Source organism: Streptomyces sp. NBC_00045 (assembly GCF_045041095.1).
In the GTDB taxonomy this organism is placed as follows: Bacteria; Actinomycetota; Actinomycetes; order Streptomycetales; family Streptomycetaceae; genus Streptomyces.
On record NZ_CP108272.1, the window covers coordinates 336,768 to 351,531 of the forward strand.

The following is a 14,764-nucleotide window of genomic DNA, read 5'->3' on the forward strand; positions in this document are numbered from 1 at the left end:
CTGGCCCCGCAACAAGCGTTGTCAGTGCTCGCCGTTACTGTTCCGGCAACTGATCACGTGGGAAAGCGGAGGGCTCGTGCAGCGCTGGGAGTACGTCGGGGACGGGTCGGCCAAGTTCTGGGAGGGCGAAGCGGACGGGGCCTCGGTGACCCTCCGTTTCGGTCGCGTCGGCACGACCGGGCAGACCCAGGTCAAGGACTTCGGCACGGCGGAGGAAGCCCGCCTGTACTTCGCCAAAGCCGTCGCCACCCGTGAGAAGAAGGGCTACGCGCCGGTCGGCGAGAGCCGGGTCGACGCCCCGCCCCTCGACGTGGCGCCGCCGGCTGCGGTCCGGGTCGACGAGGACGTCTTCGTGTTCCCCACCGCATGGAAGCGGAATGTGAGCCCGCGGCGCGGCGGGGTGCCGCGGCCGGCCTCCGCGGCGGTGGCGTCGGCGCCCGCGCAGGTCGACGGCTGGCTCGACCAGGACGCCGAACGCGTAGCCCGGGTACTGGACTTCCCGCAGAGCGAGCCCGCGCTCGTCGCCGCGGCCCGCACCCACCTGGCCGGGACGCCCGACCCGCTGGGCGCGGCCGTCCTGGCGCACCTGGTGCACGCCGATCACGGCGACGGCAACCGCGAGTTGTTCGTGGACGCCTGGGCCGTCCGGTACGGCCTGCCGTTCGCCGCCCGAGCGACCGTCGAGTACGGGCAGGTCACACCCGGTTGGCAAGCCGATCGCTCCGGGGCGGTCGTCAACGGCGTCCGCTGGGTCACCGCCGCCAACGGCTGGCGCAACAGCCAGGTCCCCATCGCCGAGCGCGCCCGCCGGCTCCTCGCGAGCGCCCCGGAGGCCGAATACCGGGCCGCCGTCGAGGTGCTGGCCGGGCACCGCGACACCCCCCGCCGCCGCGTCAACGTCAGCTTCCTCGTCCCCGACGAGCTGGACTGGGTCGGCGAATGCTGCGCCGACCCGCTCCCCATCCGCAACGGCTCCTCGACCGAGCTCTTCCTGCTCGCCGCCTCCCTGGGCACCGCCGAGCACGTCGCCGCGGTCCGCGCCGCCGGCTTCGACCTCGGCTGGCACGGCTGGAGCGCGCAGCTCATCGCGACGTGCGCCGATGGCCTCGGCGCGGCCCTCGCACCGCTCCTCGCCGAACCGTTCAAGGGGGCCTGGGCCGACGCCGACACCCTGCGCACCCTTTCCGAAGCCCTCGCCGAACTCCCCGGTGACCCGGCCTTCCACACGCTCCTGACCCGGATCGACGACAGGACCGTCCGGCCCGCCCTGCTGGCCGCGGCCCGTCGCTACCCGGTACGCGCCATGCGCCTGCTCGCCGAGCGCGCCGACGGAGCCGCCGCCGACGCGGCCATGGCCGGCCGCCTGCTGAAGGCGCACGTGGCCGCGCACCGCGAACTCGCCCTGGAGGTCCTGCCCGAACTGCCCGCCCGCGCCGCCGACCTCGTCGGCCCGCTGGCCCGCCTCGAAGGGCAGCTCCCCGAGGCGGACGCCGCCGCCCTGCCCGCAGTCCTCACCAGCCCGCCGTGGACGCGCGTGCGCCCCCGCACCAAGCCCCGTACGGTCAGCGGGCTCAGCGCCCCCGAAGACACCCGTATGGCTTGGCTGCCCGGAGAGCAGGAGGAATGGGCCTCCGCCGAGAACAGCATCCCGGCCTGGGCCGTGAACCAGGACCTGGACGCGCTCGTCGCCGCCGGACGCGCCGGGCTGCTGCGCCAGGACCACCAGCGGCTCGTGCTGTTCACCATGGGCCCCGCCGAAGTCGTCCGCCCGCTCCTCGACGCGTGGGACGGCCCCGAATGGACCTACGAGGGCACCAACACCTTCATGCCGCTGATCGCCCGCTACGAGAGCACCGCCCTGGCGATGGCCTTCGGCACCGCGCTCCGGCTCCCCGCCACCATGGGCGTGCTGCTCATGCCGTACGTGAACCTGCGCATAGCCCGGCTCATGGCCGACTGGCTGGTCCGCCTCAAGGCCGCTGCCCGCACCGCCCGCGCCTGGCTGGTCCGGCACGCAGGGGACGCCGCCACCCTGCTCGTCCCCGACGCCCTCGGCAAGCCCGGCAAGCCCCGCACGGCCGCCGAGGCCGCGCTCCGGACCATCGCGGCCGCCCACGGCCCGGACACGGTGCGGGAAGCCGCCGCCGTCCACGGCCCGCAAGCGGTCGGGGCGATCGCCGAACTCCTCGACGCCGACCCGCTGGTGACCGCGCTGCCCGCCAAGACGGTCGAGCCCCCTGCGTGGGCCGATGCGGCCGCCCTGCCGCAGCTGAAGCTGCGCACCGGCGAGGCGCTGCCCGCCGAAGCGACCGGGCACCTGCTCCGCATGATGGCCTTCGGCGCGCCCGGCAACCCGTATCCGGGCGTGGAACTGGTGCGGGAGGTCGCCGACCCCGCCTCGTTCACCGAGTTCGCCTGGGCCGTGTTCGAGGAGTGGCAGATGGGGGGCATGCCCCCCAAGGACGCCTGGGCGCTGCACCAGCTCGGCGCCTTCGGCGACGACGACACCGTCCGGCTGCTCAGCCCGATCATCCGGAACTGGCCCGGGGAGGGCGCGCACCACCGGGCCGTCGACGGCCTGGAGGTGCTTGCCGCGATCGGCACCGACGCCGCCCTGCTCAGCCTGCACGGCATCGCGCAGCGGGCGAAGTTCAAGGCCCTCAAGGCCCGCGCCGGCGAGAAGATCGCCGAGGTGGCCGCGGGTCTGGGCCTGACCCGCGAGCAGCTGGCCGACCGCCTGGTGCCCGACTTCGGCCTCGACGCGGACGGCACCACCACCGTCGACTACGGCAGCCGCCGCTTCACCGTCGGCTTCGACGAGCAACTGAGGCCGTACGTGGCCGACGCCGACGGCAAGCGGCTGAAGGACCTGCCCAAGCCCGGCGCGAAGGACGACCCGGAGCTCGCCCCGGCCGAGCGCAAGCGGTTCGCCGCCCTGAAGAAGGACGTGCGCGCCGTCGCCGCCGACCAGGTACGACGACTGGAGGCCGCCATGGTCGACGGCCGCACCTGGACGGCCGAGGAGTTCGGCAAGCTCTTCGCCGAGCACCCGCTGGTGTGGCACCTGGCCCGCCGCCTGGTGTGGCGGGCCGTCGACGGCGATTCGACCGTCGAGTTCCGGATCGCCGAGGACCGCAGCCTCGCCGACGCCGACGACGAGGCGTACGAATTCGGCGCGGACGCCGTCGTCAGCCTGCCGCACCCGCTGCGCCTCGGAGTCGACGCGGTCGCCGCCTGGTCGGAGGTGTTCGCCGACTACGAGATCGTCCAGCCGTTCGCGCAGCTAGGCCGGGCCGTGTACGCGGTCACCGAGGAGGAGGCGGCAGGGCACCGGCTGACCCGCTTCGAGGGTTTCACCGTCCCCGTGGGCCGGCTCCTCGGCCTCACCAAGCGCGGCTGGGAGCGCGGCACTCCCGAGGACAACGGGGTGGAGCGGTGGCTCTCCCGCCGCCTGGGCCGTCACTGTTACCTGGTCATCGCGCCCGACGAGGGCATCGCGGTCGGCATGGTGGGCGAGTTCCCCGACCAGGTGCTGGAGACCGTCTGGCTCGACACGACGCCCGGCGACTACTGGTTCAGCCGCAGCCACCCGCTGACGTTCGCCGACCTCGACGCGGTCGTGGCCTCCGAAGTGCTCGCCGACCTCACGGAGCTGACGGCATGACCGGCGCCCGCACCCCACGTCCGCGGGACACTTTTGGGGACGATCCCGGTACTGCCGGTGCCCCCGGCACGCACGACGGTGCGGGGCGCAGGCCCGTCCAGCGGCCGCCCGCCGAGATCAGGTACGCCGAGGAGCTGGCCGCGCTCAGGGCCGCCGACGACGCACCCCGCCCGCCGGGCTGGCAGCTCAGCCTGCGCGCCGCCTTCCGGTTCATCACCGGGGACCCGCAGACCGGTGTGAGCCGCAAGTTCGTCGGCGACAACTCCCTCGTCGAACGGGCGTTGGTCGCCCTGGCCACCAACCGGGGCCTGCTGCTCGTCGGAGAACCCGGCACCGCCAAGTCCCTGCTGTCCGAGCTGATCGCCGCCGCGGTCAGCGGTGACTCCACGCTGGTGGTCCAGGGCGGCGCCGCGACCACCGAGGACCAGATCAAATACTCCTGGAACTACGCGCTGCTGGTTTCCGAGGGCCCCTCCGAGCGCTCCCTGGTGCCCGCCCCGGTGCTGCGCGGCATGCGGGAGGGCCGGCTGGTCCGCTTCGAGGAGATCACCCGCTGCCCCCTCGAAGTGCAGGACTGCCTGCTGTCCCTGCTCTCCGAGCGGGTCGTCACCATCCCCGAACTCCCCGGGGACGCGGGAATGGCCTTCGCCGCCCACGGGTTCAACGTGATCGCCACGGCCAACACCCGGGACCGCGGCGTCAACGAGATGAGCGCGGCCCTCAAGCGCCGCTTCAACTTCGAGACGGTGTTCCCCATCGCCGACCGCGACGCCGAAGCCGCCCTCGTCGAGGCCGAGGCCACCGCCCTGCTGCGCGCCTCGGGGGTGGCCGTCGCCCCGGATCCGGACATCGTGGACGTCCTCGTCACCACGTTCCGGGAACTGCGGGGCGCGGGCGGGGACGGCCCGCCGCACGGCACACCGGGCGGGTACGCGGGGCACGGCGGGTCCGACCGGATGGGCGCGGTCATGAGCACCGCCGAGGCGGTCGCCGTCGCCCACGCGGTCGGCGTCCGCGGCTGGTACCTGCGCGGCGAACCGGGCAACGCCGCCGACCTGGTCACCTGCTTGGCCGGCACGGCGGCCAAGGACAACCCGGAGGACCTGGCACGGCTGCGCCGCTACCTGGAACAGCGAGCCGACCGGCACACCGGACCGGCCTGGCGGGAACTGCACGCCGCCCGGCACCTGCTGGCGCGGTGAGCACCCTGACGGCCCACTTCCTCGGCGTCCGCCACCACTCGCCGGCCTGTGCGCGGCTGGTCTCCCGCACCATCGCCGCGCTGCGGCCCAGCCACGTGCTGGTGGAGGGGCCGTCCGACCTCAACGACCGGCTCGGCGAACTGCTGCTCGGCCACCGGCTGCCGATCGCGGTGTTCAGCCACTACCGCGACGACGAACGCTCCACGACCTCGTGGACGCCGTTCTGCGACTACTCCCCCGAGTGGGTGGCGCTCAGCGAGGGCCGCGCCGCCGGCGCACAGGTCCGCTTCATCGACCTGCCCGCCTGGCATCCGGCGTTCGCCGGCCGCAGCAACCGCTACGCGGACGCCGAGGTCCGCTACGAGCGGGCGACCGCCCGGCTGTGCGCCCGCTTCGGCGTGGACTCGGCCGACGCCCTGTGGGACCGGATGTTCGAGGCGGCCGAGTCCGACGGACCGGGCGAGGGCGGTCTGGGCAACGACCGGCCGGGCGGCGGTGGTCTGGGCGGCGACCGGCTGGGCGGCGGTGGTCTGGGCGGCGACCGGCTGGGTGGCGGCGGTCTGGGCGGCGACCTGGGTGGCGGCGGTCTGGGGTCCGACGGGCCGGCCGGCGGCTTGGGGTCCGACGGGCTGGGCAGCGACCGGCTGGCCGACGGTGGTCTGGGCGGCGACCTGGGTGGCGGCGGTCTGGGGTCCGACGGGCCGGCCGGCGGCCTGGGGCCCAACGTGCTGGGTGGCGACCGGCTGGGTGGCGACCGGCTGGGTGGCGACCGGCCGGGGTCCGGCGGTCTGGGCTACCGTTCCCTCGCCGAACGGCTCGCCCTCTACTTCGACGTGGTCCGCGGCGACACCGAGGCCGACGCCTCGGACCGGGCCCGCGAGGAGTACATGGCCTCCTGGGTCCGAGCCGCCCTGGCCGAACCGGGCGCGGGCCCGGTCCTGGTCGTCACCGGTGGTTTCCACCGGCCCGCGCTCGTCGCCCTCACCGAAGCCGCGGGCCGTGGCGCCGACACCGGGGCGGCGCACGGTCCTCCGGCGGTGCCACGGCCCGCCACGGACGCCCTCGCCGGCAGCCACCTCGTCCCGTACTCCTTCCACCAGCTCGACGCCTTCACCGGCTACCAGTCCGGCATGCCGTCCCCCGGCTTCCACCAGCACGTGTGGGAGCACGGCCCGGCCGCCGCCGGGGAGCTGCTGGTGCGGGACATCACCGAACGGCTGCGCGGCCGAGGCCGGCACGTCTCCACGGCTTCCCTCATCGCCGCCCGGGCCGCCGCCCAGGGCCTGGCCGCACTCCGCGGACACCATCGGCCCGCCCGCCTGGACCTGCTCGACGGCCTCGCCGGCGCACTCCTCGACGAGGCCGTCGACGAACCCCTGCCGTGGACCCGGCGCGGCCCGCTGCGTCCCGGCACCCACCCGGTCCTCGTCGAGATGGTGGCCGCCGGCTGTGGCCAGCGGACCGGCGCGCTCCACCCGGACACCCCGCTCCCGCCGATCGTGCACGACGTCACCGCCCGCCTCGCCGTCCTCGGCCTGGACGGCACCCGCCCCGTCACGCTGCGACTCACCGAGCCCGCCGGCCTGGACGCCAGCCGCGTCCTGCACTGCCTGCGGATCCTCGACGTCCCCTGCTACGCCCGTACCCGCGGGCCCGTCGACGGCGCCGACCCCGAGGCCACCGAGCGCTGGGAGCCGCATGCCGCGTCGGCCGCGGGTGCCCGGGAAGCCGCGCTGATCGAGGCTTCCGGTCACGGCATGACCCTGGCGGACGCGACCGCCACCGCTCTCGGCGAGCGGGTCCGGGCCGCCGCGGCCGCCCCCGACGCCCTCGCGCGGATCCTGTTCGACGCGGTGGCCTGCGGCGCGACCGGGATGCTCGGCCCGCTGCTCACCGAACTCCGGGCCGCCGTCGACCGGGCCGGCGACCCCGGTCCGCTCGGCGAAGCGCTGCACACCGCCCTCGGGCTGTGGCGGCACGACCGGGTGTACGGGGTCGCAGGGGACCCGCTGCTGGCCGGCTTCGTCGACGCCGCCGTCGCCCGGGTGCTGTGGCTGGCCGAGGGGCTGCACGGCGCCGGCGGCGTGGACCGGGGCAGGGTGGGCGCCCTCACCGCCGTACGGGACGCCGTGCTGCACGCCGCACCGCTGCTGTCCTTGGACCGGGCGGCGGTGACCGCGGTGTGCGCCCGGATCAGCACCGACCCGGCCGCCCCCGCCGATCTGCGCGGCGCCGCGTACGGTCTGTGCCGCGCCCTCGCGCACCGCCCGGGCGAAGACGGCCCCCGGGTCGACGGGGTCGGCGATCCGGTGGCCGCGGTGCGGGCCGTCGCCGGCACCGCAGCCCTCGGCGACTGGCTGGGCGGCCTGTTCGCGCTGGCCCGCGAGGAGCTGACCGCGCCGGCCGCCGGGAACACCACCTGCGGGGCCGCAGGCCAGGACGATGGCCTGCTCGGCGTACTCGACGCCCTGGTCAGCGAGCAGCCGGAGGACGAGTTCCTCGCAGGCCTCCCCGCCCTGCGGCAGGCCTTCGCCTACTTTCCGCCCCGCGAGCGCGAACGCATCGCCGCCCGCCTCATCGAACGCCGTGGCCTGCGCGGCTCCGCCCGCGGCCTGCTGCGGACACCGGCCGACCCGCTGCTCATCGGCCGGGCCCGGCGCCTGGAAGACGACGTGTCCCGCCTGCTCGAACGCCACGGCCTGGGAGCCGCCCCGTGACCGCCACCGACCCCGCCCGCGCGTCCGCGCCCTCCACCGACCCCGGGCTGGAGCGGTGGCGGCTCGTCCTTGGCAGCCCCGCCGAACGTCACACCGGCGCCCTCGCCGCGGACGGCGCGGCCCGTGACCGCGCCCTGGAATGGCTGTACGGCCGCGACCCCGAACAGGGCGAGCGGGGAATCCGCCGAGCCGGCGACGACCCCTCCGCGGTGACCGCGGTCGACTGGCTCGACGACGTCCACCGCCTCTTCCCCCGGGAGACCATCGAACGCCTCGAACGGGACGCCGTCGAGCGGTACGGCATCCACGAGATCGTCACCGACCCGGCCGTGCTGGAACGCGTCCGGCCGAGCCCCGCGTTGCTGCGAGCCGTCCTGCGCACCAAACACCTGATGAACCCGCAGGTCCTGCGGCTGGCACGGCGGCTCGTCGAGGCCGTGGTCCGGGAGCTGATGGCCCGCCTCACCCCGGAGCTCCGGCGCTCCTTCACCGGAACCCGCTCCCGGCGCCCCAGCCCCGTCGCGTACTCACGGAACTTCGACTTCCATGCGACGGTCCGCGCCAACCTGGCCCACTACCAGCCCGAGCACCGGCGGCTGTTGATCGAGCGGCCGCGGTTCTCCTCCCGGACCGGACCGCACCTGGAGCAGTGGCAGCTGATCCTGCTCGTGGACCAGTCCGGCTCCATGACCGGATCCGTCATCCACTCGGCGGTCACGGCGGCCGCCCTGTGGGGGCTGCCGGGGCTGCGCACCCACCTGGTGGCCTTCGACACCTCCGTGATCGACCTCACCTCCGACGTCACCGACCCGGTGGAGTTGTTGATGCGGGTCCAGCTGGGCGGCGGCACGGACATCGCCCGCGCCGTCGACTACGGCGCCGAACTGATCGACAACCCGCGCCGGGCCATCGTGGTCCTGGTCACCGACTTCTACGAGGGCGGGGACCGTTACCGGCTGGTCCGTACCGTGCGCCGGCTCGTCGGGCAGGGCAGCACCGTACTCGGCCTGGCCGCCCTCGACGAGGACGCCGCACCCGCCTACGACCGGGACCTCGCCCAGGAGATCGCCGACGCCGGCGCCCACGTCGGCGCCATGACCCCCGGCATGCTCGCCGCCTTCGTCGCCGAACGGCTCGGCCGTTGACCGCCGCCACCGTGTCCCGCCCCGACCTGCTGGCCCTCACCGAGGACACCCTCGCCGCGCTCGCCAACCGGGGCTTGGTCAAACGCGCCGCGAGGGAACTCGCCGCAGGGGCCGGAGCCGCGGTCCGCGTGGCTCCGGACGGCAGCCTCAGCGGACGCTACCCCGACGGCACCGAATCCGTACTGCCTCCCGGCGCAGGACTCGACGTCGGGAGGTGCGGCTGCGCCGCCACGGGCGTGTGCCGCCACCTGATCGGACTGATCCTGGCCTACCGGCGGCAGGCCGAGGGGGAGCCGACGGCGCCCGGGACCACCGGCGGGTCCGACACCTCCGAGCGGACCAGCGCGGAAGGGCCTGCGCCCCGCGCGCCCGAACCGGCGCGGCAGAACCCGGACACCGGTCCGGACACGGGCTCGGACACGGGCCCGGTCACCGGTCCGGGCGGGGCTCCGGTATGGTCCCCCGGCAGCGTCACCGACGAGGAGCTGACCGCGGCACTCGGTGCGCGGGCCGTCACCGCCGCGCGCCGCACCCTGGCCCGCGGCTACGCCGCGCGGCTCACCCACCCCGCTCCGGGGGCCCCCGAGGCGCGCGCCGAACTGGCCACCGCGACCGTGCGGTTCGCCGTCCCGGCCGCGCTCGGGTACGCCCTCACCGACGCCCGCCCCGAGCACCGCGGCCCGGCCGTGGCCCTCGCCGTGTGGGCTTTCCGCGCCGCGCTCGCGGCCGACCCGCAGGACCCGCCGACCGATGTCCGGGCCGGCGGGCCGCTGCGGCCGGCCCGGACCCGCGACGAGGCGGCCGGGGCAGCCGCCGGGATCGCGACCGAACTGCTGCTGGACGGGGCCGCCCACGCCGGGCCGGTCATCACCGCGGGCCTGCACCGGGTCGGCCGCGAACTCGCGGACCACGGGATGCACTGGACGGCCGACACCACCGCCGACCTCGCCGAGCAGCTCGCGGAGCACGCCTCGCGCGGCGCCCGGCACCGGCCCGAGCGGTTCGCGGAGCTCCTCGCCGAGGTGGCCGCCCGGCACCGCACCGGTCGCCACGGCACCGGCGAGCCCGGAACCACCGCGCTGCGCCGGGTCCGGCTCACCGGGCTCGGCTGCCGGGTGACCGGGAACCCCGGATCCCGCACCGCCGAGGTGTACTTCGCCCACGCCGGCGCGGGCATCGTCCTCGTCATGCGTCGCCGGTGGGAGTTGACCGGGGACCAGGTCACCGGGGACCAGCCGGCGCCGACGGGGCCGGACTTCGCGCGACGGCGCACCGCCGGCAGCACGTTCGGTGCGCTGGCGGCCGGGAACGTGGTCAGCGAGACCGCGTCCCGTACCCCCGGGCACGTCGTCGCGTTCGGTGCCCCGCGCACCGGCGGCACCGGTGTCACGCCGGTCGCGGGCTCCTGGACCGACCTCCCCGAACCCCTCCTCGTACGGGACTTCGCCGCGCTCGCGGAACGGGTGCGGGCCCGCCCGCCCCGGCAGGTGCGGGCGCGGGTGGCGGCGGACGACGTCCACGTACTGGCCGTGCACGCCGTCGAGGGCCTCGGCTACGACCCGGCCGAGCAGCGCCTGGAGGCGGTGCTGCGGGACGCCGACGGCAACCTCGCCCTGCTGGCGGCGCCCTACAACCCGTACGCGCCCGGAGCCACGGACGCCCTGGCCGCGGCCCTCGACGGCCTCGGCGGCGGTCCTTGCCACATCAGCGGGTTCGTCCGGGCGGCCGCCAGATCCGGACCTACGGGATCCACGGGATCCACGGGGCTCGTGGTGGAGCCCGTCGCGGTGCTCGCCGGGTCGGCCGTCACGGTGCCCGACCTGGCGCCCGCCGGACCGTCCACCAGTGCGGCTCCGGCGGCGCACCCCGAGCCGGACCCGGTCGCGGGGGCGCTGGCCGAGGCGCTCGCCGCGCTCGCCGACGCCGCCCACCGGGGCCTGCGCCACTTCGACCGGGCCGGCTTGGACCGGCTTCGAGGGGCGGCGGCCGCCCTGGACCGGACGGGTCTCACCACGGCCGCCGGCCGGGTGCGAGCCGTACCTGCGGCCCTCACCGGCGGCGGCGCGGACACCGCCGTGGACCCGTGGACGGACGCGCAGTTGTTCCTGCTCGCGGCGGCGGACCTGTACGGCTCACGCTGACGCGGCAGCGCTGCGGCGCGTGCGATCACCCACGGCCCACGGGCTCAAACCCCGGGGGCCGGGTGGCGGTCCAGGACGGCCGGCCCACGGGCTCAAACCCCGGGGGCCGGGTGGCGGTCCAGGACGGCCGCGACGATCCTCATGAGCCGCTCACCCGCGTGCTCGATGCTTCCGTTCTGGACGCTCACCTGGGCTCCTTCGAGGACGAAGGTGATCTCCGCGGCCGCCTCTTGCGGATCGGGCAGCCCGGCCCGGGCGCACAGGTCGGTGAGCCGGCGCACCTGGCCGGCCTTGTGGGCTTCGATCAGCCGGCGCGCCGGGTGGGTGCGGTCGGGCAGTTCCGCCATGGAGTTGATGAACGGGCACCCCCGGTGGGAGATCTCGGGAAGTCCGTCGGTGATGAACCGGGCCATCCCGAGGATCTGTGCGCGGGGGTCGTCGGGTTGTGCTTCCTCCAACCGGTCGAAGACGGCGGTGTAGTCGGCTGCGACGATGCGGAGCCATTCCTCGACCAGCGCGTCCTTGGTCTCGAAGTGGCGGTACAGCGCCATCTTGGTGGTCTCGGCCCGGTCGGCGATCGCCTGGACGCCCACCGCCTTGATCCCCTCGCGTGAGAAGAGCTCCTCCGCCGCGTCGAGGATCCGCTCCCGGGGCGGCAGCTTGGCCACCCTGCTCTGCCTGCTGACTCTGTCCATGCTCGCCATCCGGCCCCTCGTCGGTGCGGTGGGGCGTCGCACCGCCTGGCCGCAATGTTACGGTACCGATCAGTCCTGCGTGATACCGATCGGTCTCGTGAGGTACCGAGCGGTATTGGTGCCCGGTGTCGACTCTCCTGAACGGACGGAAATGAAGCTCTCCGAGTACGTGAACTACGACGGCGTCGGCCTGGCCGACCTGGTGGCTCGCGGCCAGGTGACTGCCGCGGAACTCGCCTCGACCGCCCAACTGGCGTCCGAGGCGGTGGATCCGCAGATCAACGCCGTCGTCGAGACCTGGCCCGCACAGGACGCACCGGCTCCGGGCAGCACGCCGCTGGCGGGGGTGCCCTTCCTGATCAAGGACCTCGCCGTCGCGATGTCCGGCAAGCGGATGGAGCTGGGCAGCCGTATCGCCGCAGGAAACGTCGCAGGGGCCGATTCATCGCTCATGGCGCGCTTCCGTCGCGCCGGGCTGGTGACGCTCGGACGCACGGCGACTCCGGAGTTCGCCTACAGCACCACCACGGAAGGCGTCCTGTACGGCGCCACCCGCAACCCCTGGGACCCGACCCGTAGCCCCGGCGGCTCCAGCGGCGGCTCGGGAGCCGCCGTCGCCGCGGGCATCGTCCCGATCGCCCATGCCACCGACGCGGCGGGCTCCATACGCGTCCCCGCCGCCGCCAACGGTCTGTTCGGGCTGAAGCCGACCCGCGGCCGGATCTCCATGGGCCCCGACGCGGACGAGGTCTTCAACGGGCTCGCCGTCCACGGCGTCCTCAGCCGCTCGGTACGCGACAGCGCCACGCTGCTGGACCTCGTCCACGGCCCCGAGGCCGGTGACCCCTATGTCGCCCCGCAGCCGCAGCGGCCCTATGCGCAGGAGATCACCCGCTCCCCGGGCAGCCTGAGGATCGGCCTCCTCACGCGGCCCTGGGGCGGCCGGGCCGTCGACGCCACCGTCGTCGACGCCACGCTCCGCTGCGCACGACTCGCCGAGTCCCTGGGGCACCGGGTGGAAGAGGTCCAGGTCGACCTCGGCGTCGGCTGGGAGGAATTCACCCTGGCCAATGCCCGCTTGTGGAGCGCCAATCTGGTGACGTGGATCGACGGCTTCGCCGCGGCTTTCGAGCGACCCGTCGACTCCACCACTCTCGAACCCGAGATGCTGGCCAGTTACGCCTACGGACAGCAGGTCAGCGGCGCCGAGTTCGTCCACGCACTCGCGATGCGCAACACGGTCGCGCGCGCGATCGGCCGGTACTTCGCCCACTACGACCTGCTGCTCACCCCGACCCTGCCCGAACTGCCCGTCCCCCTGGGCACGTACGCCGAGGGTGCCGAGGGCGCCGACGGTCTCGGCTGGCTGGGGCTGCTCTTCCACCGCTCGCCCTTCACCGCCGCGTTCAACGTCGCGGGCACCCCCGCCATGTCCGTCCCCCTGGAGACCGACCCGGCCACCGGACTGCCCATCGGCATTCAGTTCGCCGCGGGATACGGCCGCGAGGACGTCCTCTTCCGCCTCGCCGGACAACTGGAACAGGCCGCTCCCTGGGCGCAGCGGACCCCCGCCGTATGGGCGGGCAGTCACCCCGACGCCTGACCGCGCTGCCGTCCCGCACCGAGGTCTACGGGCGCTGCGCGCCGTCCGCCGCGGCCCGGTCCGTTGCAGGGGTGCCCGCCGGTTAGGGTTTTCCCATGGGGTTGACAACGGGTCACGGGGGAGGAGCCCTGCCGGTCTGGCAGAGCGAGCAGGCCTGGCGGGCGCCGAGCGCGATCGAGCGGGGGCTGTACGAGGCGAAGGCGCGCGGTGACTGGCCCGCCTACTACGATCTCGTGGCCCACGCGGACCTGTACATGATGCAGTCCCGGGCCTACGTCGACGCCGCCTCCGGCAGCAGCCGCTTCCACCCGTACTGGAACCCCCAGACGCAGACGATGTGCCTGGCCGTCTACACGGCCGGCATGCTGCCGGAGCCGCTGCCCGACCCGGTCTACAACGGCTACACCCTGGGCTGGTTCGCCCAGGTGTGGGAGCCGCACGACCCCCCGTACCTCGTCGTCAACCCCGGCAGCCCCTGCGAGGGCGTGCTGCCCGCCGGGCCGGAAGGCCGGCAGCTGTGGCAGCGGCACTACGACGCGGTGGAGAGCCACGGCCTGGCCCGGGACACCATCCACACCCTGGAGCAGGGCGGACCCCTCACGGGCCAGGTCGCGTTCGGCCTGGCGGCCGGCGCGCACATCGCCGTGGCCAACGGCCGTTTCTGGAACTCCATCGCCTACCACGGCTGCGGCTACAGCGACGAGAAGCGGACCCTGGAGCGGTGGTGGGGCGTCACCACCCGCGAGCAGTGGCAGGACAGTCAGCGCAGGCTACTCGCGGCCGACATGGTCAGCGGGGTCTGGGAGTTCGTCCTGCAACTGCGCCGCGGCATGGCCCTGGACTTCGCCGGCCCGGTCGAGGTCGACCATTGGCGCCGGACTGCCGAGAACGTGGTGCGCCGCCGCGCCGAGGCGGCGGCGGACCCCCGCCTGACCCCGGACGGCGTCACCCAGGGCAGCCCCGTGTCCTCCTCCGAGCTTGAGGGCCAGGTGGCGGGGGTGCACCGATTGATCGGCCGCATCACCCGCTACGAAGCTCGTTTCCGCGCCGACGGGCTGCTGCCCGAGGACGGCTACGTCCGCAGCGTCGAGGCGTGGGACTACGGCCGCGCCTCCGGCATGGCTCGCTGGGGCCTCGGCGCCCGCCTGTGCACGCCGGCGGAGGCGCAGACGGCGGTGGTCCACGCCGGACGCCTCGTCCACGCCAATTACCGCTCGTGGGAGGACTTCTCCGCCGCGTACGTCCTCGGCCGCTGCCTCCACTTCGACGAGGAGGAGTTCGGCGAGTGGTACGAGACGGTGCTCGCCACCCACCGCGTCCTGACCACCGCCCCCGCCAGCCCCTGGCGCACCCTGCCCTGGGCGTGAGCCGCGCACAGAGCTTGGCGTACAGGTCGAACGCGCCCTGCCGTCAGGAGGTCCAGCGGCGGATCGCCGACCGGGCCGCAGCGGCAGCAGGGCTCGCAGCCGTCACCACCAACGAGGGAACCAGTCGTGCTTGTGGCCATGGCCACAAGCTTTCTGCGGCGTGTGCACGTGATCTGCACCTGGCCGTTCCCTGATTCCACACCGTTCGTCTCGGTGACGAGCGGCGACGG

Annotated in this window: 8 protein-coding genes; 7 read left to right on the top strand and 1 reads right to left on the bottom strand. The window is 74.8% G+C overall.

Translation table 11 applies throughout. The features are described 5' to 3' along the window. Window positions 1-76: 76 nt before the first annotated feature. Genes OHA65_RS37475 through OHA65_RS37495 form a run of 5 tightly spaced genes read left to right on the top strand, consistent with a single transcriptional unit; the run spans window position 77 to window position 10,869 of the window. A complete protein-coding gene (locus OHA65_RS37475) occupies window positions 77-3,664 on the top strand; it encodes a DUF4132 domain-containing protein (RefSeq protein ID WP_327286312.1) in 3,588 nt (1,195 codons plus the stop codon). Next, on the top strand, window positions 3,661-4,866 hold the full coding sequence (locus tag OHA65_RS37480; RefSeq protein ID WP_329316834.1) for an AAA family ATPase: 1,206 nt from the start codon (window positions 3,661-3,663) through the stop codon (window positions 4,864-4,866). Before OHA65_RS37475 ends, OHA65_RS37480 begins: the two co-directional genes overlap by 4 nt. A gap of 5 nt (window positions 4,867-4,871) precedes the next feature. Beyond that, window positions 4,872-7,583, top strand: coding sequence for a DUF5682 family protein (locus OHA65_RS37485; RefSeq protein WP_331736568.1), 2,712 nt, complete (start codon window positions 4,872-4,874; stop codon window positions 7,581-7,583). Next, complete coding sequence (locus OHA65_RS37490; RefSeq protein ID WP_327286314.1) at window positions 7,580-8,728, top strand: VWA domain-containing protein; 1,149 nt, start codon at window positions 7,580-7,582, stop codon at window positions 8,726-8,728. Before OHA65_RS37485 ends, OHA65_RS37490 begins: the two co-directional genes overlap by 4 nt. Further along, window positions 8,725-10,869 (top strand): hypothetical protein, encoded by a 2,145-nt coding sequence (locus tag OHA65_RS37495; protein ID WP_331736372.1) that lies wholly within the window; start codon window positions 8,725-8,727, stop codon window positions 10,867-10,869. The genes OHA65_RS37490 and OHA65_RS37495 overlap by 4 nt, the downstream gene beginning before the upstream one ends. Window positions 10,870-10,961: 92 nt before the next feature. Here the strand turns inward: OHA65_RS37495 and OHA65_RS37500 are convergent, their stop codons facing one another. After that, a complete protein-coding gene (locus OHA65_RS37500; protein ID WP_331729976.1) occupies window positions 10,962-11,564 on the bottom strand; it encodes a helix-turn-helix domain-containing protein in 603 nt (200 codons plus the stop codon). A gap of 151 nt (window positions 11,565-11,715) precedes the next feature. On the opposite strand from OHA65_RS37500, the gene OHA65_RS37505 reads away from it, so the two are divergent. Then, window positions 11,716-13,167, top strand: a complete 1,452-nt coding sequence (locus tag OHA65_RS37505) for an amidase (protein WP_329316840.1) — start codon at window positions 11,716-11,718, stop codon at window positions 13,165-13,167. Window positions 13,168-13,262: 95 nt separating this feature from the next. Beyond that, complete coding sequence (locus OHA65_RS37510) at window positions 13,263-14,534, top strand: DUF1266 domain-containing protein (protein ID WP_327286318.1); 1,272 nt, start codon at window positions 13,263-13,265, stop codon at window positions 14,532-14,534. Window positions 14,535-14,764 lie beyond the last annotated feature (230 nt).

Bases quoted from the DNA above. Each gene is read 5' to 3' on its own strand.
- OHA65_RS37505 (WP_329316840.1), top strand. From the start codon at position 11,716: ATGAAGCTCTCCGAGTACGTGAACTACGACGGCGTCGGCCTGGCCGAC.
- OHA65_RS37500 (WP_331729976.1), bottom strand. From the start codon at position 11,564: ATGGACAGAGTCAGCAGGCAGAGCAGGGTGGCCAAGCTGCCGCCCCGG.
- OHA65_RS37510 (WP_327286318.1), top strand. From the start codon at position 13,263: ATGGGGTTGACAACGGGTCACGGGGGAGGAGCCCTGCCGGTCTGGCAG.
- OHA65_RS37480 (WP_329316834.1), top strand. From the start codon at position 3,661: ATGACCGGCGCCCGCACCCCACGTCCGCGGGACACTTTTGGGGACGAT.